At 35.5% G+C, this 21,359-nt stretch carries 21 protein-coding genes; 9 read left to right on the top strand and 12 right to left on the bottom strand.

Going from position 1 to position 21,359, the window contains the following annotated elements; genetic code table 11:
- The first annotated feature begins 51 nt into the window (after positions 1-51).
- Positions 52-1,116, top strand: coding sequence for a glycosyltransferase (locus ACFQ1K_RS13445; RefSeq protein ID WP_320554237.1), 1,065 nt, complete (start codon positions 52-54; stop codon positions 1,114-1,116).
- Here ACFQ1K_RS13445 and ACFQ1K_RS13440 read toward each other — a convergent pair.
- Positions 1,099-2,142, bottom strand: coding sequence for a sensor histidine kinase (locus tag ACFQ1K_RS13440; RefSeq protein WP_320554238.1), 1,044 nt, complete (start codon positions 2,140-2,142; stop codon positions 1,099-1,101). The two genes, ACFQ1K_RS13445 and ACFQ1K_RS13440, sit on opposite strands and share 18 nt — an antisense overlap.
- Positions 2,142-2,825, bottom strand: a complete 684-nt coding sequence (locus ACFQ1K_RS13435) for a response regulator transcription factor (protein WP_320554239.1) — start codon at positions 2,823-2,825, stop codon at positions 2,142-2,144. Before ACFQ1K_RS13435 ends, ACFQ1K_RS13440 begins: the two co-directional genes overlap by 1 nt.
- A 230-nt stretch (positions 2,826-3,055) precedes the next feature.
- Here ACFQ1K_RS13435 and ACFQ1K_RS13430 point away from each other — a divergent pair, with 230 nt between their 5' ends.
- Positions 3,056-5,482 (top strand): lamin tail domain-containing protein, encoded by a 2,427-nt coding sequence (locus ACFQ1K_RS13430; RefSeq protein ID WP_320554240.1) that lies wholly within the window; start codon positions 3,056-3,058, stop codon positions 5,480-5,482.
- Between the two features lie 72 nt (positions 5,483-5,554).
- Positions 5,555-6,535, top strand: a complete 981-nt coding sequence (locus ACFQ1K_RS13425; RefSeq protein WP_320554241.1) for a LuxE/PaaK family acyltransferase — start codon at positions 5,555-5,557, stop codon at positions 6,533-6,535.
- Positions 6,536-6,639: 104 nt separating this feature from the next.
- Here the strand turns inward: ACFQ1K_RS13425 and tyrS are convergent, their stop codons facing one another.
- On the bottom strand, positions 6,640-7,935 hold the full coding sequence (gene tyrS / locus ACFQ1K_RS13420) for a tyrosine--tRNA ligase (protein ID WP_320554242.1): 1,296 nt from the start codon (positions 7,933-7,935) through the stop codon (positions 6,640-6,642).
- A 127-nt stretch (positions 7,936-8,062) separates the two neighbouring features.
- Between tyrS and ACFQ1K_RS13415 the strand changes: the two genes are divergently transcribed.
- A complete protein-coding gene (locus ACFQ1K_RS13415) occupies positions 8,063-9,088 on the top strand; it encodes an NAD-dependent epimerase/dehydratase family protein (protein ID WP_320554243.1) in 1,026 nt (341 codons plus the stop codon).
- On the opposite strand, the gene ACFQ1K_RS13410 is transcribed toward ACFQ1K_RS13415, so the two are convergent.
- Genes ACFQ1K_RS13410 through ACFQ1K_RS13400 form a run of 3 tightly spaced genes read right to left on the bottom strand, consistent with a single transcriptional unit; the run spans position 9,085 to position 11,606 of the window.
- The gene (locus tag ACFQ1K_RS13410; protein WP_320554244.1) at positions 9,085-9,534 is read right to left on the bottom strand and encodes a DUF4296 domain-containing protein; all 450 of its coding nucleotides are present in this window, start codon (positions 9,532-9,534) and stop codon (positions 9,085-9,087) included. The two genes, ACFQ1K_RS13415 and ACFQ1K_RS13410, sit on opposite strands and share 4 nt — an antisense overlap.
- Positions 9,531-10,874, bottom strand: a complete 1,344-nt coding sequence (locus tag ACFQ1K_RS13405; RefSeq protein ID WP_320554245.1) for a dihydroorotase — start codon at positions 10,872-10,874, stop codon at positions 9,531-9,533. The genes ACFQ1K_RS13410 and ACFQ1K_RS13405 overlap by 4 nt, the downstream gene beginning before the upstream one ends.
- 3 nt (positions 10,875-10,877) lie before the next feature.
- Entirely contained in the window at positions 10,878-11,606 is a 729-nt protein-coding gene (locus tag ACFQ1K_RS13400) for a polyprenol monophosphomannose synthase (protein ID WP_320554246.1), read from the bottom strand.
- A 136-nt stretch (positions 11,607-11,742) separates the two neighbouring features.
- Here ACFQ1K_RS13400 and ACFQ1K_RS13395 point away from each other — a divergent pair, with 136 nt between their 5' ends.
- Together ACFQ1K_RS13395 and ACFQ1K_RS13390 are read left to right on the top strand one after the other, a co-directional pair.
- Positions 11,743-12,393 carry a DUF4271 domain-containing protein gene (locus ACFQ1K_RS13395; protein ID WP_320554247.1) on the top strand — a complete coding sequence of 217 codons (651 nt, stop codon included), beginning with the start codon at positions 11,743-11,745 and terminating at the stop codon, positions 12,391-12,393.
- Positions 12,394-12,410: 17 nt separating this feature from the next.
- Complete coding sequence (locus tag ACFQ1K_RS13390) at positions 12,411-13,160, top strand: uroporphyrinogen-III synthase (protein WP_320554248.1); 750 nt, start codon at positions 12,411-12,413, stop codon at positions 13,158-13,160.
- Between the two features lie 76 nt (positions 13,161-13,236).
- Here ACFQ1K_RS13390 and pckA read toward each other — a convergent pair whose 3' ends face one another.
- Complete coding sequence (gene pckA, locus ACFQ1K_RS13385) at positions 13,237-14,856, bottom strand: phosphoenolpyruvate carboxykinase (ATP) (protein ID WP_320554249.1); 1,620 nt, start codon at positions 14,854-14,856, stop codon at positions 13,237-13,239.
- 64 nt (positions 14,857-14,920) lie between these two features.
- Positions 14,921-15,310 (bottom strand): DUF423 domain-containing protein, encoded by a 390-nt coding sequence (locus ACFQ1K_RS13380; protein ID WP_320554250.1) that lies wholly within the window; start codon positions 15,308-15,310, stop codon positions 14,921-14,923.
- A gap of 81 nt (positions 15,311-15,391) precedes the next feature.
- On the opposite strand from ACFQ1K_RS13380, the gene ACFQ1K_RS13375 reads away from it, so the two are divergent.
- The 3 genes from ACFQ1K_RS13375 to ACFQ1K_RS13365 all read left to right on the top strand — a co-directional run bounded on the left by ACFQ1K_RS13375 (position 15,392) and on the right by ACFQ1K_RS13365 (position 17,981).
- Entirely contained in the window at positions 15,392-16,756 is a 1,365-nt protein-coding gene (locus ACFQ1K_RS13375) for a saccharopine dehydrogenase family protein (RefSeq protein WP_320554251.1), read from the top strand.
- Positions 16,757-16,805: 49 nt separating this feature from the next.
- Entirely contained in the window at positions 16,806-17,276 is a 471-nt protein-coding gene (locus ACFQ1K_RS13370) for an Lrp/AsnC ligand binding domain-containing protein (RefSeq protein WP_320554252.1), read from the top strand.
- Positions 17,277-17,378: 102 nt separating this feature from the next.
- Positions 17,379-17,981, top strand: coding sequence for an MCP four helix bundle domain-containing protein (locus ACFQ1K_RS13365; RefSeq protein WP_320554253.1), 603 nt, complete (start codon positions 17,379-17,381; stop codon positions 17,979-17,981).
- 68 nt (positions 17,982-18,049) lie between these two features.
- On the opposite strand, the gene ACFQ1K_RS13360 is transcribed toward ACFQ1K_RS13365, so the two are convergent.
- From ACFQ1K_RS13360 to ACFQ1K_RS13345, 4 genes are all read right to left on the bottom strand, one after another.
- Positions 18,050-18,778: a Bax inhibitor-1/YccA family protein gene (locus tag ACFQ1K_RS13360; protein ID WP_320554254.1), complete on the bottom strand. Its 729-nt coding sequence runs from the start codon at positions 18,776-18,778 to the stop codon at positions 18,050-18,052.
- 109 nt (positions 18,779-18,887) lie between these two features.
- Positions 18,888-19,583, bottom strand: coding sequence for a zinc metallopeptidase (locus tag ACFQ1K_RS13355; RefSeq protein ID WP_320554255.1), 696 nt, complete (start codon positions 19,581-19,583; stop codon positions 18,888-18,890).
- Positions 19,584-19,682: 99 nt separating this feature from the next.
- Positions 19,683-20,783: an alanine dehydrogenase gene (gene ald, locus ACFQ1K_RS13350; protein ID WP_320554256.1), complete on the bottom strand. Its 1,101-nt coding sequence runs from the start codon at positions 20,781-20,783 to the stop codon at positions 19,683-19,685.
- 212 nt (positions 20,784-20,995) lie between these two features.
- Positions 20,996-21,358: a hypothetical protein gene (locus tag ACFQ1K_RS13345; RefSeq protein ID WP_320554257.1), complete on the bottom strand. Its 363-nt coding sequence runs from the start codon at positions 21,356-21,358 to the stop codon at positions 20,996-20,998.
- Position 21,359: the final 1 nt, after the last annotated feature.

Raw genomic sequence — 21,359 nt, 5'->3', positions numbered from 1 at the left:
TAAAATTAAGGAAACATTTTTAGGTATATCTTTGTTTTTAGCTTACATTTTATGACCATACCAATGGAGAGTGAAAATCGTATTCTAGTTGCACCCCTAAACTGGGGTTTAGGCCACGCAACTCGAAGCATCCCTATTATAAATGCTTTAATAGCAAATCGGTTTGAACCTGTAATTGCCAGCGATGGTGAAGCACTTAAACTGTTACAAAAGGAATTTCCTCAACTTGAAACCTTTGAGTTGCCGTCATACAATATCACCTATTCTAAAAAAGCCAATAGTTTTAAGCTTAAGCTCATCAAAGATTCTCCAAGTTTACTCAAGACCATAAAACGAGAGAAAAATGTTACCGACAGTCTGGTGCGGTCTGAAAATATTTCAGGAATTATTTCGGACAATAGGTTTGGTGTTAGATCCAAAGATGTTCCTTCTGTTTTTATCACTCATCAGTTGCGTGTTCTTAGCGGAAGTACCACCTGGTTGAGCTCTAAACTTCATCAAAATATCATATCTAAATTTGATGAATGCTGGGTGCCCGACCATTTAGGAATTAAAAACTTAAGTGGCGATTTAGGCCATCTTGAGGGTTACACCGCTTCTATTAAATATTTAGGGCCTTTAAGTAGATTTAAAAAACAAGACCTTCCAAAAAAATATGATTTGCTCGTGATTTTGTCGGGACCGGAACCTCAACGGTCGTATTTAGAGCATAAATTACTCGACGAATTACAGTTTTTTAAAGGCCAGGTTTGTTTTGTAAAGGGCCTCATTGAAAACGAAAAACATATCAATACAACCAACCACATCACGACCTATAATTTTATGACCAGCCCTGAACTTGAAAAAGCACTTAATGAAAGTGCGCTTGTTTTGAGTAGATCTGGTTATACCTCTATAATGGATTATGCCAAATTAGAAAAAAAGGCTTTTCTCATCCCTACACCTGGACAGTTTGAACAAGAATATTTAGCCAAAAAGTTTGAAGATGAGCTTATTGCTCCAACCTGTAAACAAAATGAGTTTAAGGTTGAGATGTTAATGGATATTGAAAATTATTCCGGATTCAAGTACTTACAGTACGACCTTAATTACAAAAAACTATTTAGCCTTTTCTAAGGTAAACGAAAATTCGCTACCTACACCCAGCTCACTCTCTACATACATTTTTTCTTCATGAGCTTCAATGATGTGTTTTACTATTGAAAGTCCGAGCCCAGAGCCACCTTCTTTTCTCGAACCACTTTTATCTACTCTATAGAAGCGTTCAAACAATCTAGGCAAATTTTCTTTTTTTATACCTTCACCATTATCTGTTACCCTTACGATAACTTTATTTTTTATAAGGTTTTCTATGCTGACTTCTGTTGTTCCCTTCTCCCTTCCATATTTTATGGAATTAACGATTAAATTTGTGAGTACCTGTTGGATTCTTTCAATATCTGCATAAACCATTATTGGATTAGGGTAATCCATATCAAAGGTAAGTGTTATTCGTTTTTTAGCGGCTTTCATTTCAAAAAGCTCAAATACATTCTGAACTAATTTTACAATATCAAAGCGCTCTTTATTGAGACTGAGATCACCAACCTCAAGCTTGGTAATCATATCTAAATCCTTGATGATGTAGGTTAAACGTTCCACTCCTTTACTTGCTCGGTTTAAATATTTTTTCCTCAGCTTCTCATCTTCAATTCCACCATCTAAGAGTGTATCAATATACCCTTGTACCGTAAACAAAGGTGTTTTAAGCTCGTGAGAGACATTACCAATAAATTCCTTTCTGTACTCTTCCCTCACTTTGAGTGTTTCAATTTCAATTTTTTTGTCTCGCGCATACTTGTCAATTTCCTTGGTTAATGTTCCCATATCTGTTGTTATAGGTTGTTGCCTAAGGCTTGTGGACTCTAAAAGTGTTAAATCATCATATATTTTTTTTACCCTTCTATAGATGAATCGTTCCACTCTATACTGAATAATAAGAAAACATAATGGGAAACACATTAACGGAAAGAATATAACTTGCCAATTGAATGTATGATAGTAGTACAAAAAAACACTCACTAGGAGTGTTGTAAAAAGAGTAACATAAATTGAAGTTCTTAAGGCGAACTTATAGGTTTTTTTTAGGCTTTTTTTATACATCAATCCACAAACTTGTACCCAACACCTTTTACCGTTTTAAAAGATTTATCTCCTATTTTTTCGCGTAGTTTCCTTATATGAACATCGATGGTTCTTCCTCCTACGACCACCTCATTGCCCCATACTTTGTCTAAAATCTCTTCGCGTTTAAAAACTTTACCAGGCTTGGTTGCTAACAAAGATAATAATTCAAACTCTTTTCTAGGCAAGATAATCTCTTCGCCATTCTTTATAATCTTATATTCTTCTCTATTGATGACTAAATCACCTATTTTAAGAGAACTATTTGGGTTATCTGTATCCTTCAGTCTTCTTAGCAAGGCCTTCACCTTGCTAACTAACACTTTAGGCTTTATAGGTTTAGTTATGTAGTCATCAGCACCAGCATCAAAACCAGCGACTTGAGAGTAATCCTCACCTCTTGCTGTTAGAAAAGCAATGATAGTATTGTTAAGTTTAGAGTCTTGCCTGATACGTTCACAAGCCTCAATGCCATCCATCTCTGGCATCATAACGTCAAGAATAATTAAATGCGGTTTGTGCTTTTTGGCTTTTTCAATGGCTTCCATACCGTTTTCACCAGTTATAACCTGATATCCTTCAGAAGATAAGTTATAGCCAACAATTTCTAAGATATCTGGCTCATCATCTACCAATAATATCTTAATGTCCTTTTTTTTCACTGTTAAGATAATTTTAAGCTACCGTAAAGATAAAATATATCTTATTAAGTATAACTAATATAGAAATTGATAACAATTCTCTAACATTGAATTCAAATGCAGTGGTTTTAAAATATAGAGTAAAATACCCATGTTAACTTATTGTAAAAAAGCATGTTGTTGATAAAAACATCTGCCAAAACTCAGTAAATGTTATTATATTTGAGGTCTAACGTATTTAAAAATCAATTATGAAAAAACTTTACTTTTTACTATTTAGTTTGTTAGGATTTTTCGCCTTTGGGCAAGATCTAGTTATCACAGGCGCTTTTGATGGACCACTCTCTGGTGGAACACCTAAAGGTGTCGAAATATATGTAATTAATAATATTGCAGACTTAAGTACTTACGGCATTGGAAGCGCAAATAATGGAGGTGGTTCTGACGGTGTAGAATTTACATTCCCTGCGGATGCTGTTACAGCAGGCTCATTCATTTATGTAGCTACAGAAGCCGTTGAATTTGCTAACTTTTTTGGTTTTGCCCCTAATTACACCACTGGTGCTATGGGTATAAATGGTGATGATGCTATAGAATTATTTTCTAATGTTGATACTACACCTGTAGTAATTGACGTGTTTGGAACTATTGATTGTGACCCTAATGCAGCTGGAACTACTTGTCCTGAGTGGGAGCACACGGACGGATGGGCCTATAGATTAGACAGCACAGGACCTGAAGGCTCTACATTTACATCTTCAAATTGGACTTACAGTGGCACAAACCAACTCGAAGGAGGTACAACTAACGCTACATGTACCTCTCCTTTTCCTATTGGTACATTTAGTTATTCAGGATCGCCATGTGGTGTTGCTTTAGGTACCGCTATATACAATTGTCAAAGTAGTACTATTGGAGATAATAACGATGGTGTTATTGTAGAAATCCCTTACACTGGCTCAAACAACACAATAGTTTCAGTTTCAGTAACAGGAGGTTCTCAAGGTGGGGATGACCCAGCTTTAACTGCTGATGGTACAATTACTATTTCTGGTCTAACTGAAGGTGACGCTTGGAGCGTAACATTAAATGGTGGTGACTGTGACGGCACAACTACGTCTGGCACAGTACCTGCTGCAGAATGCGACCCAACACCAAGCACATGCTTTGACCTTAGTGCAGGACCTGAATTATTTGAATTGGTTACTGTTGCATCAAATTCTGATAGTGATGTATGGACAGAAACAGGAGGAACATACTCTATGAATGGTTTCTGCGGTGGTGGATGTATGGAAGAATCTAACACTTGGTTAATTTTTGGTCCTTTAGATATGACTGGAGTGACTGATTTAGAATTACTATTTGATGCAACTGAAGGTTTTGACGGTACAGATTTAAATGTTCAATATACTACTGATTACAGTGCTAATTGTCCTGATGGTGCTAATTGGACCTCAGCTTTAACTGTTAGTACTTCTGGTTCTTACAGCGCTGACTTATCTGGTGTTTCCGGGACTGCAGTTTTTGTTGGTATCCAATACTTAGATAGTGATGGAAGTTTTTCTTCTTGGGACCTTTCTAATATGAGTTTAGCTGCTTTCGGTTCTTGTCCTACCTTAGGGACTAGACCTGTTTCTGATTGTGCAGTTTGTGATGTTACTTTAGGTACAGAATCTTATACTTGCGCGACCAACACTGCTGGTGATAATAATGACGGTGTAACTGTTAATATTCCTTATACTGGATTAGACAATACAATAGTTAATGTTTCAGCGACTGGAGGAACACCTGGAGGTGATGACCCTGCTTTAACTGCTGATGGTACTATAACTATATCTGGTTTAACTGAGGGTGACGCATGGAGTGTGACTTTAAATGGTGGTGACTGCGATGGAACTACTTTATCTGGTACAGTTCCATCTTCACAATGTGATCCTGTAACAACTGATTTAGTTATCAATGAAATCCATGCAGATCCTGCAGGAGACATTACTGGCGATGCTAATGGCGATGGAGTTAGAGATGGCTCGCAAGATGAGTTTGTTGAATTATATAACATTGGTGGAAGTAGCCTAGATATTTCTGGCTTCACTCTTGAAGATGGATTTGGCTTAAGACATACCTTCCCAGGTGGTACTATTATACCAAGCAACAGTTTTATTACAGTATTTGGTGGTGGTACACCAACAGGTATTCCAGGGCTTGTCCAAGTTTCTTCTGAAGGTGGATTAGGCCTTAACAATGGTGGTGACGATGTTGTAATTAAGAACGGTGCTGGTATTGTTGTTGTCGCTTACACTTATGTTGGTGCAACAGATCAATCTGTTGGACGTAGTCCTGACTTTACAGGTGCTTTTGTAGACCACTCTACGATTACAGGAAATGGTGGTGCATTATTTTCACCAGGAAATGAAAATGACGTTACACTTTCTACAGGAAGTTTATCAAATACAACATTCAGTGTTTACCCCAACCCAACAAATACTGGTAAAGTAACCATTTCATCATCTAACAATGATGCAATGAATGTACAGGTATTCGATATTCTTGGTAAGCAAGTTAAGAATGAAACTTTAACTAACAATACTCTTAATGTATCTGATTTAAATACTGGTGTGTACATTTTAAAGATTACTCAAAACAATGCAACCACAACTAAGAAATTAGTTATTAGATAAAGATTGTTTAAACCATAAAGAAAGCGCAGTTAAGATTTAGCTGCGCTTTTTTATTTTCAATACTTTTGCAGCATGATTTCTAAAGACGCCATTTTTAATATCCAAAGCAGTGCTGAATTTGAAGCATTGGCCCTTGAGGTTTTTAGATTTCAGTTTGAAAACAACATGGTATATCGTTCATTTTGTGATTTACTTTATAAGCATCCATCAGATGTAAAACAAATAAAAGATATTCCGTTTTTACCTATCCAGTTTTTTAAAACTCATAAAGTCTTGAGTTCTCGAAATAAGACTGAAAAATTATTTACCAGTTCTGGCACTACAGGCAATAAAACAAGTACCCATTATGTGGTAGATTTAAGCCTTTATCAAGAAAGCTATTTAAAAGGCTTTCATCATTTTTACGGTAACATTGAAGATTACGTTGTTTTAGCCTTATTGCCTTCTTATCTGGAACGGGAAGGGTCCTCACTCATTTATATGGTAGATGATTTGATTAAAAAATCTAACCATCCTGAAAGCGGATTTTACCTTAACAATCTTAAAGACCTCTCAGAAACTCTAAATAATCTTGAAGCTAAAGGACAAAAGACATTATTGATTGGTGTTTCATTTGCACTATTGGATATGGTTGAACAGTTTCAATTTAATTTAAAACACACCATTATAATGGAAACTGGTGGTATGAAGGGTAGAAGAAAAGAAATCATTAGACAAGAACTTCACGACAGGCTTAAAACGGGTTTTGGTATCAATCAAATTCATAGTGAATATGGCATGACAGAGCTTTTAAGTCAAGCCTATTCTCAAGGTAGTGGAATATTTGAGTGTCCTCCTTGGATGAAAGTTTTTACTAGAGATATGGAAGATGCTTTAACACTGACGCCGCCGAACAAAACAGGTGGGATAAATATTATAGACCTGGCTAATTTGAATTCCTGCTCATTTATTGCTACTCAAGATTTAGGTAAGGTTTCGGAAAGCAATCGATTTGAAATTATAGGCAGATTTGACAACTCCGATATTAGAGGTTGTAATTTAATGGCCTTGTAAGGCTTACCCAATAATTACGACTAAACAAAGGCTATCGAAAAGAGAGATTTTCAATAGTTGATTGATTGGTTATAGGTGCCCAAAAGAAATTTTGGGCACTTTTATTATTCCACTTTTATGATATAAGTGTTTCTCCTGCCTTTATTAAGTATGATATAGGTATTGTTTATTAAATCATCAGCACTCAACCTATAATCTTCAGTTACCTTTTCCTTGTTTACTGACACAGAATTTTCTTTTAGTGCCCTACGTGCTTCACCATTAGAGTTTAAGAAATTAGTTTTTGCAGCCAATGCACCAATCATATCTAATCCTTCATCAAAATCTGATCTAGATATATGGGCTTGTGGAACACCTTCAAAGACATCTAAAAAAGTGGTTTCATCTAAAGTCTTGATATCCTCTTTAAAGGTCTTGCTAAATAAAATATTTGAAGCGCGTTCTGCATTTTCAAAATCGTCCTTTGAATGTACCATAGTTGTGATTTCCTCGGCCAACCTTTTTTGTAGTGCTCTTAAATGTGGAGCTTCTTTATGGGATCTAATAATTTCATTAATCTCCTCTTCATTTAAAAACGTAAAGATCTTAATGTACTTTTCAGCATCTTCATCACTCGAGTTTAACCAATATTGATAAAACTTATAAGGTGATGTTCTTTTGGCATCTAACCAAACATTGCCACCTTCAGATTTACCAAATTTTGATCCATCACTCTTTGTAATAAGTGGACAAGTAATAGCAAATCCCTTTCCATTACCAATGCGTCTTATCAATTCAGTACCAGTTGTAATATTTCCCCATTGGTCGCTACCACCCATTTGAATGGTACATTGATTCTCTTTATACAAATGCAAAAAGTCATAGCCTTGTACCAACTGATACGTAAATTCTGTGAAGCTCATACCTTCACTATCCGATTCGCTAGAAATCCGACTCTTAACCGAATCCTTAGCCATCATATAGTTTACTGTAATGTGCTTGCCTACATCTCTGATAAATTCCAGGAATGAGAAATCTTTCATCCAATCATAGTTGTTTACCAGGACTGCCGCATTAGCATCATTACTTTCAAAATCTAAAAAATGGGATAGCTGTTTCTTAATCGATTCTTGGTTATGACGTAACGTTTTTTCATCTAATAAATTACGCTCACTAGACTTCCCAGAAGGATCACCAATCATACCTGTCGCACCTCCTACCAAAGCTACCGGTTTATGACCACAACGCTGGTAATGGGCCAATAACATAATAGGAACCAAATTGCCTATATGCAAGGAATCTGCAGTTGGGTCAAAACCAACATAAGCACTTCGCATGGCTTCTAATAAATGTTCTTCTACTCCTGGCATACTTTGATGTAGCATGCCTCTCCATTCTAATTCCTCTATAAAATTCTTCATTGTAAAACTCGTGTTATTAGACCGTTGGCAAAGATATGTTACCACTTTAAAAGACAAAAGACAATTTTAACGTAATTTTACTTCGTCACACCCAGTTAGAGCGTTTGAATTAAATCAGTATGAAAAGATGATTTTAGTTACAGGAGGAACAGGATTAGTAGGTGCTCATTTACTATATGAGCTAGTGTCTAATGGTAAAAATGTACGTGCCACTTACAGAAGGGAAAAAACTTTAAAACGTGTTGCTCATGTGTTTTCATACTTTTCAGAACAGCATGATGATTTGTTTAAAAAAATTAAATGGGTTGAGGCAGACCTTAACGATATCCCTAAATTAAATACAGCCTTTGAGGGTATTACACACGTATATCATTGCGCAGCATTTGTATCATTTGAGCCTGACAAGTACCATCAACTGCGTAAAATAAATATTGAAGGGACTGCCAACATTGTTAACCTGTGCATCAGTCATTCCGTAAAAAAACTTTGTTATGTAAGTTCCATCGCAGCTCTTGGACATCATGAAAACCCAGAGCAACTCATCAACGAGCAAACAGCGTGGAATCCAGAAGATGATAATAGCGTTTATGCTATAACTAAATATGGAGCAGAGCTCGAAGTTTGGCGAGGTACGCAAGAGGGCATTGATGCAGTTATTGTAAATCCTGGAATTATCCTTGGCGCAGGTTACTGGAAAGGTGGCAGCAGCGGTAATCTATTTAGGAAAATATATGAGGGCATGCGTTTCTACGTTAACGGAGTTGTTGGGTATGTTGATGCTTTTGATGTGGTAGATGTCATGATCAAGCTTATGGATAGTAGTGTTAAAAACGAAGGCTTTATTTTGGTTTCAGAAAATCTAAGTTTTAAGGATTTTCAATATAAAGTTGCCAATGTTTTACAAGTAAACCCACCTAAAAAACAGGCTAAATCCTGGCTTCTAAATATAGCTTGGAGACTAGATTGGTTGAATCACAAATTATTCGGAAAGCGACGAGCCTTAGCTAAACAAACGGCTAAATCTGCAAATAGCATAACCAAATATGATAATTCAAAAATTAAAAACACTTTAGACTTTAAGTTTAAACCAATTGATCAGTCAATTGAAGAAATTTGTGAATTATTTTTAAAAGACCTAAAACAAAAAGACTAATTTTCTACTTCTTTTTTCAGTGCCGCTTTAATAGAGTCTCTTCTTAGTTCGTTACGTTTTCTTATAGAGTCTCTTCGTCGCTTAGCCTTAATACCTTCTTTTTTTTCTAAATCTTCAAACGTTTTTTTTTCATTCTCTAATCTGTTTTTGATCTTTTCAACCATCTCCTTATACGCATCTGGATCAAAAGCATAATAGGCATTACTATTGGCAAACTGAACACTATCTATTTGATGTTTATTCAAAATATAGGATTCTGGCACAATGCCTTTATCCTCTAATAGTTTTCTATTTACCCCTTTGGCGGCATTAATCACATAAAGATCATAGAGAATACGTTCCATCTTGTCTTTAGGGATGAGGTTTTCTGGTTTTGGTGGTTTATTGTTCTCATTACAAGAAACCACCAAAACCAGACACATTAATATGTAAAGTGCTTGCTTCATCTATTAAAAGTTAATCGCTTAGCCGCCTTAACATCCAGCACCTTAAAATTGTTATAAACTAGCTGACCGTTTAAAATGGTATGAGTGACCCTACTCTTAAAGGTGTTTCCCTCAAAAGGAGACCAGCCACATTTATACAGAATATTGGCTTTATTCACTGTCCATGGGCTATTGAGATCTACGATGACCACATCTGCAAAATAACCTTCTTTAATATATCCTCGTTTTTCAACATCAAAAAGAATAGCAGGGTTATGACACGCTTTTTCAACAATTTTCTCAATTGAAATTTTTCCCTGATGATGCATTTCCAAAAGCGCGACTAAGGCATGCTGTACCAATGGTCCTCCAGAAGGCGCAGATGTATATGGGTTATTTTTTTCCTTCAAGGTATGAGGGGCATGGTCTGTTGCGATAACATCGATTCGATCATCCAATAATGCCTTAAGCAACTGATCTCGATCTTTAGCGGTTTTAACAGCAGGATTCCATTTTATATGACTTCCCTTTTTAGCATAATCTTCATCTGAAAACCATAAGTGGTGTATACAAACCTCTGAAGTGATTTTTTTGTCTTTTAACGGTATTTTATTGGTAAATAAACTGGTTTCTTTCCCTGTAGACAAATGAAATACGTGTAATCGTGCACCTGTCTTTTTTGCTAACTCAATAGCTTTTGAAGATGACAAATAACAAGCCTCTTCACTTCTGATTATTGGATGTAATTCCATCGGAATATCATCACCATATTCTGCCTTATACTTTGCTAAATTCTCTCGAATAGTCCCTTCGTCTTCACAGTGTACAGAGATGACCATATCCGTACTTGAAAAAATCTTTTCGAGCACTTTTGGATCATCTACCAGCATATTTCCTGTTGAAGACCCCAAAAACAGCTTTAAGCCAGCTACTGTTTTAGGATCTACCTTTAGTATTTCGTCTAAATTATCATTGGTACCACCAAACATAAACGAGTAGTTGGCATGAGAAGATTGAGCTGCAATCGCAAATTTCTCTTCTAATTTTTCTACAGTAGTCGTTTGTGGATTGGTATTAGGCATTTCTATAAAAGAGGTTATACCACCAGCCAAAGCTGCTCTAGACTCACTTTCTATATCAGCTTTATGAGTAAGACCTGGTTCTCTAAAGTGCACTTGATCATCAATAAGCCCTGGTAATACATAATTGCCCTCTGCGTCTATAACGGTCATATCTGCTGATTTGACACTAATTGAAGTGTCAATTTCTTTTATAATATCATCTTCAATAAGTATATCGCCTTCAACTATTTTACCTTCATTGACGATTTTTGCATTTTTTATAAGGATTTGTCGTTTCATTTTTTAGTAAGACTTAACAAATAAACTTTTTAATTTTAAACTTATAACACCAAAAATAGCTTCTGAAATAATACTGCCGCTCATTTTTGATTTTCCTTTGATTCTATCTCTAAAAATAACTGGAATTTCAACAATTTTAAAACCTTTTTTATAAGCTTTAAATTTCATTTCAATTTGAAAGGCATAACCTACAAATTTTACTTTATCCAAATCAATAGACTCTAGGACCTCTCTTTTATAACAAATGAATCCTGCTGTAGAATCCTTGACTTTCATACCTGTTATTAACCTCACATAACGGGATGCACCATAAGACAAAAGGATTCTAGATAATGGCCAGTTCACCACTGTAATTCCCTTAACGTACCTCGAACCTACTGCAATATCAGACCCATCACGAGCACAAGAATTATACAGCCTTATTAAATCTCTTGGATTATGCGAAAAATCGGCATCCATTTCAAAAATATATTTGTAGGGATGTTGCAAGGCCCATTTAAAACCCGCAATATAAGCAGCGCCTAAGCCATTTTTTTTGTTTCGCTCTAGCAGGTGTAACCTCTCTGCGTATTCATTTTGTAAAACGCTGACCTTTTCTGCCGTTCCGTCTGGTGAGTTATCGTCCACCACTAAAACATGAAAAAGCTTGTCCTGAGAAAATACAGCTGCTAAAATAGCTTCGATATTTTCAATCTCATTATACGTTGGGATGATAACAAGTGTATCAGACATTTACATACTTTTGGAACAACCATTTGGGTTGCTTATAGCGTTTTGACAAATGTAAAGTTTTTAATGCATTATAAGTTGTTATAGCTTTATTAAGATTTTAATTATTTGTGCTCAAATTTCTTTTTAAATTAGCATCATGAGGGATTTTATCACTTATGAATGGTTTACCATATTTACAGTCCTAGGAATTTTAGCAATCACAACAGCCAAATACCTAAATACTTTGCGCTTTAGTGATTTTATATCTGTTATCGGTAACTCTAAATACCTGAAAATTTACAGTAAAGACCAAAAGTTCATAGATCCGTTTGATGGCCTTCTATTTCTCAATTTTTCCTTTTCAGGAAGTATTTTTATCTATTTCTGCTATTCTAACCTCATATCTCCATTAGAATTTGAATTAATCTTTTTCTTAAAACTGCTCCTAGCTGTTTCTACCATTGTTATAATCAAAAACTTGTTGGAACGTCTTATTGGCAGTCTCTTTGAGATAGATAGTTTAATAGACGGATACTTGTTTCAAAAAACAACATTTCTAAATTATACTGGATTATTTTTAATTGTTGCCAATCTGTTTTTGTTATACGTTAACATCGATCAAAAGATTATCATAATGACATCTTTCGCTCTAGTTTTTTTAATAAATCTCATTGGTTTCGCAACTTCTTTTAAAAACTATCAAAAAACGATAAACCCCAATTTTTTCTATTTTTTATTGTATCTTTGCGCTCTCGAAATTGCACCTTATGTCCTTTTATATAAGGTGATTAGCGAGTATAACGTTTAAAACAAAGGGTTTTACATATGAAAGTGAAAACGATTTTGGTATCGCAACCAGAGCCTAAGATAGAAAACTCTCCATACTTTGACTTGCAAGAAAAGCAGAAGGTAAAGGTTGACTTTAGACCTTTTATTCATGTTGAAGGTGTATCCGCCAAAGAAATAAGACAACAAAAGGTAGATCTATCAAAATTTACTGCTATTGTATTGACGAGTAGAAACTCAGTCGACCACTTCTTTAGAGTAGCTGATGAAATGCGTTTTAAAGTACCTGATACCATGAAGTACTTTTGTCAGTCTGAAGCCGTTGCCTATTATTTACAGAAATATGTGGTTTATAGAAAACGTAAAATCTATGTTGGCAAACGTACTTTTGAAGATCTTACGCCTTTAATTAAAAAGTATAAAGACGAAACCTTTTTATTGCCTACTACAGACAAGGTTAAGCCTATCATCCCTGAAACTTTGGACAGTTTAGGTGTGAATTGGAAACAAGCGACTTTCTACAAAACAGTAATCAGTGATCTGTCAGACTTGGCTAATGTCTACTATGATATTTTAGTGTTCTTTAGTCCATCAGGTATCGAATCTTTGTTCCACAATTTCCCTGATTTTAAACAGAATGATACACGTATTGCTGTATTTGGAAATACAACAATAAAAGCGGTTAAGGAAAAAGGATTGCGCGTAGATATTGCGGCACCAACACCAGAGACTCCATCAATGACCATGGCTTTGCAAAAGTATATTGATGAGGTAAATAAAGGTAAATAATCATCTAAGAGACTTTAATAAAAAAAGCGATTCTAAATTAGAATCGCTTTTTTTATTTAAATATATTCACGCCTCATTAATAACCGTAGCGTTGTGGTCCGCCACGTCTTATCTCCTCAGAGGCATCAGACTCAAATTTCTTAAAGTTTTCTCTGAATGAATTGGCCAACTTAAATGCCATTTTATAATAGGCTTCGTCATCATTCCAAGTTGCCCTTGGACTTAACACTTCGGTGGGTACACCTGGGCAAGTTCTAGGCTGTGCCACACCAAACACGGAATGAATATGATAGTCTTCATAAGTATAATTACCTAATTCGCCATTTAATGCTGCAGTAATCATTGCTCTCGTATATTTCAATTTCATACGAGTTCCTACCCCATAAGGACCTCCCGTCCAGCCTGTATTTACCAACCAAACATTCACATTTGCTTCTTTCATTTTTTTGCTCAACATATCTGCGTACTCAGCAGGATGTAACGGCATAAATGGCGCACCAAAGCATGCTGAAAATGAAGGTTGTGGTTCTACTACTCCTGCCTCCGTACCAGCAACTTTAGCAGTATAACCAGATATAAAGTGATACGCTGCCTGTGCAGGTGTAAGTTTTGAAATTGGAGGTAATACACCAAATGCGTCTGCAGTTAAAAAGAAGATATTCTTTGGGTTAGACGCATAAGACGGAGTTTTTATATTATCAATATGATAAATAGGATAACTTACTCTTGTGTTTTGTGTAATGGAACTATCCATATAATCTACCTCACCATTATCCTTAAAAATCACGTTTTCTAGAATTGCACCTGGTTTGATGGCTCTATAAATGTCTGGTTCCTTTTCTTCTGAAAGATCAATTACTTTTGCGTAACAACCTCCTTCAAAATTAAAGATGGTATTTTCTGATGTCCATCCATGTTCATCGTCACCAATTAATTTTCTGTTTGGATCTGTTGATAATGTAGTTTTACCAGTACCTGATAATCCGAAGAAAATAGCGGTTTCACCATCTTCACTCACGTTTGCAGAGCAATGCATTGGCAATACATTTTTCTCTACTGGTAATATAAAATTGAGAGCTGTAAATATACCTTTCTTTATTTCACCAGTGTAGGCAGAACCCCCAACTAATGCAATTTTCTTAGTGAAATTGAGTATTGAAAAATTTCCTTGTCTTAGCCCATGTTTTTCAGGATCTGGACAAACATAACCAGGAGCACATAAAACTAACCACTCTTCTTCAAAATTCTCTAACTCTTCAGCGGTAGGCCTTAAGAACATATTGTAAACAAACATGTTAGACCAAGGATACTCAGTAACCGTTCTTACGTTCATTTTGTATTTTGGATCTGCGCAAACGTAACCGTCTCTAACAAATAGTTCTTTACCACTCAGGTAATTTTCGACCTCTTTCTGTAGTTCATCAAAATGTGATGAAGATATCGGCTTATTTGATTTTCCCCACCAAATTCGGTCTTTAGTGTAATCATCTTTAACTAAAAAGCGATCCTCAGGTGAACGCCCAGTGAATTTTCCCGTATTAACGGCTAATGTTCCGTTTAACGTTTCTTTTCCCATACCTTTTTCTAAGGTGATGGCCTGTAACTTTTTAGGTTCTAATTGATAGTGGATTGTGGCATCTTTTATGCCATATTTTTCTAACGAAATCGTTTTCGTTGAAGGTGTATGGTTTACCATAATTTTTGTGTTGTTTAGGCTGCAAAATTATAACTTTATTTTAAAACGTCACGGTTAAAAGGTATTAATCGACCTTATTTCTTATAATCCCGATTAACATCGTAAACCACGCCAAAATCAACAACAAACCTCCAAGCGGTGTAACCATTGCAATGGTCTTAAAATCAAAACTTGATAGCTCATTTGTAGCTAAACCATAAATGGATCCTGAAAAGAAAACCAGACCAATTATTACAAGATAAAAAACAGCTTTCTTAATTTTTACATCCACAAAAGAAGTACCTCCTATTATAAGTAGAAAAAAGGCGTGGTAAAGTTGGTAACGCACACCAGTTTCAAAAGTTTTTATAGCATCTGCATCTACTAATTTCTCAAGTCCGTGGGCTGCAAAGGCTCCTAAAATGACACCTAAAATCCCTAAAATAGCTCCTGCAATTAATATTTTTTTGTTCATAAGTAAAGTGTGATTTTGGTTTCTATTGCTAAGGGTATTTATTACATTCGTGCATTACAAAATTAGTCATATAAACCAATTATGCGAAAGATTTTAATCATCGGTGCAGGAAAATCATCCTCTTACCTTATAAAATATTTACAGGATAAATCTCAATCTGAGAATCTTCATATTACCATAGGAGACGTCAACATTGAAAATGCCAAAAAACTGGTTGGCAAAAACTCAAGTGTAAACATTATTCATTTGGATGTTTTTAATGCGGAATCGAGAAGTAAAGCTATTAAAGATGCCGACATCGTAGTTTCTATGTTGCCAGCACGTTTTCATATAGAAGCTGCTAAGGATTGTATTACCTATAAAAAAAATATGGTAACCGCTTCTTATGTAAGCAAAGAAATGGAAGCTTTGGATGACGACGCCAAGACCAATAACCTAATATTTATGAATGAGATTGGTGTTGATCCAGGTATTGATCATATGAGTGCGATGCAAGTCATAGACCGTATTAGAGACAATGGGGGTAAAATGCTTTTATTTGAATCTTTTACTGGAGGTCTAATAGCACCTGAAAGTGATGATAACCTTTGGCACTATAAGTTTACTTGGAACCCTAGAAATGTGGTAGTAGCGGGACAAGGCGGTGCTGCAAAATTTCTTCAGGAAAAACAGTTCAAGTACATTCCTTATGGCAGGCTATTTAGACGGACTGAATTCTTAGATATTGATGGTTATGGCCGTTTTGAAGCTTATGCCAACAGAGATTCATTAAAATACCAACATGTTTATGGCTTAGACCACGTACGCACTCTTTACCGAGGTACTATGAGACGTGTTGGCTTTAGTAGAGCTTGGAATGTTTTTGTGCAACTTGGCATGACAGACGATAGTTACACCATTGATGATAGCATTAATATGAGCTATCGCGACTTCGTCAATGCCTTTTTACCATATAGCCCAACAGATTCGGTTGAGCTTAAATTTAGACACGCGCTTAAAATTGACCAAGATGATATTGTTTGGGATAAGTTTTTAGAATTAGATCTTTTTAGTGCTGATAAAATGGTAGAATTAGACAAAGCCACACCTGCTCAAATTCTACAAAAAATTTTAATGGACAGTTGGACACTCGACCCAAACGATAAAGATATGATTGTTATGTATCATAAATTTGGGTACGAACTGGATGGAGAAAAACGTCAAATAGACTCCACAATGGTTGTTGTCGGTGAAGACCAAACCTATACGGCAATGTCAAAAACGGTGGGACTACCTGTTGCTATGGCAACTCTGGATATTTTAAATGGTAAAATAAAAACACCTGGTGTACAGATTCCTATATCCAAAGAGGTATATAGTCCAATACTAAAAGAACTAAAAACCTACGGTGTTGAATTCATAGAAAAAAAGGTCCCATATTTAGGGTATAATCCACTTAATCTATAAAATTTATAATCCTTTTCTTATTTTTAGCTTTCAATCTAAAAGATTTAGCATGAAAGTAAGCGATAAAGGCATCTACATTGATGGCATTGACAAGAAGATTCTCAGGGCACTCATGGAAGATGCCCGAACTCCAATATTAGAAATTGCCAGAAATGTTGGTATCTCTGGTGCTGCTATACACCAACGTCTCAAGAAATTGGAAAAATCAGGACTTTTAGCTGGTTCTAAATTTATTATTAATCCAAAAGTATTAGGTTACAACACTATGGCCTTTGTAGGGGTGTACTTAGACAAAGCTGTCAGTAATCCCGAGGCTGTTAAACAACTTCAACGTGTTCCTGAAGTCATCGAATGCCATTATACCACAGGCGAGTGGAGTATTTTTATAAAGATTTTATCTAAGGATAATGAACATTTAATGCATTTACTTAACACCGAGATACAAGCCATAAAAGGAGTTTCAAGAACCGAAACATTCATTTCATTACAACAGCAAATTAATAGACAGATTAAAGTTTGATTGTTATGTTTCTCCATTAAATTGTTAAATAGACGCTAATTACCTTAAGGGTTTTAGTACTATTATTTATATTTAAGACAGTCAACTATTAAATGCTGTTATATGACATTCTTCAATAAAATAAAATGGATTCTTGGTATTCTCTTAGTCTTTGTTTTGATAGCCATAACCAACCTCATCGATAGAAATAATTTTGTAAGGGTAAGGGATTCTGTAGTCACTATCTACGAAGACCGATTGGTTGCAAAGGAATTGATCTTTGAAATGTCTAAATCGGTTAACAAAAAAGAAATCGCTTTGGCGACCAATGATTCCAGTTTCTTCGTTGAAAAAAACCCAATGGTAAATACTCAAATTGAAAGTTTTTTATCCAGATTTGAACAAACCAAACTGACGCCCGATGAAAGTAAAATCTTTGAAGAATTAAAGTCAAACTTCAAATCTCTATTTACATCAGAAACCAATTTAACAAGCGCTGACCTAAAAGCAAACACAAAGGCACTGCGCTTTATTTCCAACATAAAAGACAATTTAGACGATTTATCAAAAATTCAAATTAGTGAAGGCAGCAGACAATTGGCAATTAGCAAAAAAGCTATAAATACAGTAGAACTCTTTACCCAGATAGAAATTTACTTCTTGATTTTTCTTGCTATCGTCATTCAAATTATTGTAATTTATAATCCTAAGGAAAAAAATAATTAGACATCAATATGCAACAAAAAACGCCTTGATTTCTCAAGGCGTTTTTTATTATAATCGATTGAAACTATTTAGTCCCTAGACATAAATATTCTAAGCACATACCAAAATAATAACATTAATGAGGCGAATAAACCTAAAGCCGCTGGAATGTAGTCTTCAACACCGTATTTACTCACCATATTAGAGGTTTGATATAAAATTGACCCTCCTGCCAAGAGACACATCCCTACTGAAAACCATAAACCTAAATTAAAGCCAAACAAAGTACCTGCAACAATTAATCCCATGGCTATAAAAAACCCTATAGTTAATCCTGTTTTCAAAAATGAAAAGTCTTTTTTAGTTAAAAGTACCGCTGCAGATAAGCCTGTGAATAGTGCAAGCGTAACAATGGCTGCTTGATTTAGAATTTCTGCTCCAGAATCCATATAATAAGCAGCAATAAATATGATCGGTACAAAAATTAAAGCTTCAAAGAAAATATATATGCCATAAGCTAGATATTGTTTGCTTTTATCATTTGTGCTCATGGCCATACTTTCAGCATAATTTGTAGCTAACATAAATCCACCAAGCATTAATAGCCATTTGTATCCCTCTGTCATTGAAAGCATAAACTCAACAATCGTTTCACTTTGCAATAAAAGCCATTCAAAAAGAATAAATACAAGTACGCCTCCTGCAACGTGGCTATAGGTTTTTTTATAAAAAGCTACTCTTTCAACTTCTGAAAGACTACTGACCAAAACTTTACTATGTTCTTGTTCTGGGAATTGGTTAGGCATTTGATTTTCCATAAATAATTTGTCTTTTGTGTCATGCAATGTAAGTATTTATCCACAAAGTAAATAGAAAAAAGCTCTGATTCCTCAGAGCTTTCATAATCTTTTCACTATCAAATTCGTTTTAATCTCTTCCGCCAAACACTTGTAGCGCCCAATATAATAGGGAGGCTAAAGCACCAATTGCAGCAACCAAGTAGGTTCGCGCTGCCCATTTAAGTGCATCCTCCGACCCTTTATACTCATCTGGTGTTACCATGTTTTTTGCTTTTAACCAAGCTAGTGCTCTGTTACTGGCATCATACTCCACAGGTAGTGTAATAAAGCTAAATAAGGTTGCAAAGCCCATAAATACCAATCCAGCCACTGCTACCCAATAGCCTAGGCCTACACCTGCAGCCGCCCCTAAGATTAAACCACCAATAACCAACCACTGAGACATCCCAGAAGTTACACTAACTATCGGTACCAAAGCTGAACGCATGCCTAAAGCACTGTAAGCTTGTGCATGTTGCACAGCATGACCAACCTCATGTGCCGCAACTGCTGCTGCCGCTGCATTACGCTGATTGTAAACAGCCTCACTAAGATTTACGGTTTTGTTTTTTGGATTATAATGATCCGTTAACTGACCTGGTGTTGAGATCACCTCAACATCATAAATACCGTTATCTGCCAACATTTTTTCGGCAATTTCCCTTCCGCTCATTCCATTGCGTAATTGCACTTTAGAATATTTGGCAAATTTTTGTTTTAATTTATTGCTTACAGCCCAACTCACTAATGCTATGGCTCCAATTAATATATAATATCCCAACATAATTTTATTTTTAATTACAAATTTACTCAACCATCCACAAAAAATAAGCCAAATTCTCGTTAAGAAAATTTGGCAGTTTTTAGTATATTATTGAATGTATTACATGGCGTCAACCGACCAATTAAAGGCTTCTGCAATTTCTTCGTAAATGATCTTACCATTGGCTATGTTTATCCCTTTTCTTAAAGATTGATCTTTTGCACAAGCTACTTCCCAACCTTGGTTAGCTAATCTTAAGACATAAGGCAAGGTCACATTAGTTAAAGCTAACGTTGACGTATAAGGTACTGCTCCTGGCATGTTTGCCACACAATAATGAACAACATCATCAATAATATAGGTCGGGTTTTCATGGGTTGTGGCCTTTGTCGTCTCGATACAACCTCCTTGGTCTACCGCAACATCAACTATTACAGTGCCTGGACGCATATCCTTAAGCATATCCCTAGTGATTAATTTTGGTGCTTTTGCACCTTTAATTAATACACCACCAACGATTAAATCGTGATCTTTAATCCGGTTTCTGATATTGAATTCGCTCGAAAATTCTGTGACTACATGATTAGGCATCACGTCATTAACATAACGCAATTGCTTCATATTTATATCCATAATTGTGACATGTGCACCTAAACCTGCTGCCATCTTAGCAGCTTGTATACCTACCGTACCAGCACCTAACACGAGTACTTTTCCTGGCGGTACACCAGGCACACCGCCTAATAAAACACCACGCCCTTTAATGGGTTTTTCTAAAAATTTCGCCCCTTGTTGAATGGCCATTCGCCCAGCCACTTCAGACATTGGTGTAAGTAATGGCAATGACCCATCCTCGTCCTCAACCGTTTCATAAGCAATACAAACCGCTTTGCTTTTTAACATGGCTTTTGTTAAAGGCTCACTAGATGCGAAGTGGAAATACGTAAACACCACGTGATGTGGTTGAATTAAATCATACTCTACTTCAATAGGTTCCTTGACCTTAACAATCATTTCGGCTGAAGCATACACTTCTCCAATAGTATCGAGAATGATAGCTCCAACCTCTTCGTAGTCTTCATCAAAAAAGCCACTTCCAAGTCCAGCCCCTTTTTGTACATAAACTTTGTGGTTGTTTTTTGTTAGTTCATAAACTCCAGCTGGTGTCATACCAACACGGTTTTCGTTGTTCTTGATTTCTTTTGGGACTCCAATTTTCATTTGCTGTGTATTGTGATTAATAGCACTATGAAATACACGCAAAAAATCCAACTATCCAAATATTAGATTGAATTGAGTGGTATTTTTATGGAATTCTAATTTTGAACATTTTATTTTGAATTATCTACAATAAATAGCTTATTTTCAACAAAATACAGCAATAGACGAAATTGTTATTTTTTCGATAAAGCGAAAGCTGTTATGTCACTTTGTTACTCAATAGCTAAAGTCACTTGTTCAACGTGTTGATTTTTAAAAACAATTAGTAGATATTCTTTTTGTGATGAAAAGAAACTTGGTGGGTCCCCAATATCATAAATAAACACCTCTTGTTCTGTGGTGCTTTTCGAATCGGGATTACCCAAAGTTTGAACAACTATTGTTTTGGATTTGTCTTTTAAAATTTGGGATTCTATTAAGTCATTAACCATTTCATAGCGCTGTAGAGGCTCAGATCGCCATTTTTGTGAGTCAAAGGGTTTCTCTAAATTCTTTAATAAAATGAACGCTATAATTATAGCCACTAAAAAAAAGAGACCTATTTTACCAATTCCTTTTAGTGGCATATCTTTCATA

Source organism: Winogradskyella aquimaris (assembly GCF_042676105.1).
GTDB lineage: Bacteria > Bacteroidota > Bacteroidia > Flavobacteriales > Flavobacteriaceae > Winogradskyella > Winogradskyella aquimaris.
This window is presented reverse-complemented; position numbering and strand designations above follow the sequence as displayed.

What these genes read in the sequence shown, in the direction of transcription:
- ACFQ1K_RS13425 (WP_320554241.1), top strand. Translation starts at nt 5,555, where the DNA reads ATGATTTCTAAAGACGCCATTTTTAATATCCAAAGCAGTGCTGAATTT.
- ACFQ1K_RS13445 (WP_320554237.1), top strand. Translation starts at nt 52, where the DNA reads ATGACCATACCAATGGAGAGTGAAAATCGTATTCTAGTTGCACCCCTA.
- ACFQ1K_RS13380 (WP_320554250.1), bottom strand. Translation starts at nt 15,310, where the DNA reads ATGAACAAAAAAATATTAATTGCAGGAGCTATTTTAGGGATTTTAGGT.
- pckA (WP_320554249.1), bottom strand. Translation starts at nt 14,856, where the DNA reads ATGGTAAACCATACACCTTCAACGAAAACGATTTCGTTAGAAAAATAT.
- ACFQ1K_RS13390 (WP_320554248.1), top strand. Translation starts at nt 12,411, where the DNA reads ATGAAAGTGAAAACGATTTTGGTATCGCAACCAGAGCCTAAGATAGAA.
- ACFQ1K_RS13355 (WP_320554255.1), bottom strand. Translation starts at nt 19,583, where the DNA reads ATGTTGGGATATTATATATTAATTGGAGCCATAGCATTAGTGAGTTGG.
- ACFQ1K_RS13415 (WP_320554243.1), top strand. Translation starts at nt 8,063, where the DNA reads ATGATTTTAGTTACAGGAGGAACAGGATTAGTAGGTGCTCATTTACTA.
- ACFQ1K_RS13370 (WP_320554252.1), top strand. Translation starts at nt 16,806, where the DNA reads ATGAAAGTAAGCGATAAAGGCATCTACATTGATGGCATTGACAAGAAG.
- ACFQ1K_RS13440 (WP_320554238.1), bottom strand. Translation starts at nt 2,142, where the DNA reads ATGTATAAAAAAAGCCTAAAAAAAACCTATAAGTTCGCCTTAAGAACT.
- ACFQ1K_RS13405 (WP_320554245.1), bottom strand. Translation starts at nt 10,874, where the DNA reads ATGAAACGACAAATCCTTATAAAAAATGCAAAAATCGTCAATGAAGGT.
- ACFQ1K_RS13365 (WP_320554253.1), top strand. Translation starts at nt 17,379, where the DNA reads ATGACATTCTTCAATAAAATAAAATGGATTCTTGGTATTCTCTTAGTC.
- ACFQ1K_RS13375 (WP_320554251.1), top strand. Translation starts at nt 15,392, where the DNA reads ATGCGAAAGATTTTAATCATCGGTGCAGGAAAATCATCCTCTTACCTT.
- ACFQ1K_RS13410 (WP_320554244.1), bottom strand. Translation starts at nt 9,534, where the DNA reads ATGAAGCAAGCACTTTACATATTAATGTGTCTGGTTTTGGTGGTTTCT.
- ACFQ1K_RS13430 (WP_320554240.1), top strand. Translation starts at nt 3,056, where the DNA reads ATGAAAAAACTTTACTTTTTACTATTTAGTTTGTTAGGATTTTTCGCC.
- ACFQ1K_RS13345 (WP_320554257.1), bottom strand. Translation starts at nt 21,358, where the DNA reads ATGAAAGATATGCCACTAAAAGGAATTGGTAAAATAGGTCTCTTTTTT.
- ACFQ1K_RS13360 (WP_320554254.1), bottom strand. Translation starts at nt 18,778, where the DNA reads ATGGAAAATCAAATGCCTAACCAATTCCCAGAACAAGAACATAGTAAA.
- ACFQ1K_RS13395 (WP_320554247.1), top strand. Translation starts at nt 11,743, where the DNA reads ATGAGGGATTTTATCACTTATGAATGGTTTACCATATTTACAGTCCTA.
- tyrS (WP_320554242.1), bottom strand. Translation starts at nt 7,935, where the DNA reads ATGAAGAATTTTATAGAGGAATTAGAATGGAGAGGCATGCTACATCAA.
- ACFQ1K_RS13400 (WP_320554246.1), bottom strand. Translation starts at nt 11,606, where the DNA reads ATGTCTGATACACTTGTTATCATCCCAACGTATAATGAGATTGAAAAT.
- ald (WP_320554256.1), bottom strand. Translation starts at nt 20,783, where the DNA reads ATGAAAATTGGAGTCCCAAAAGAAATCAAGAACAACGAAAACCGTGTT.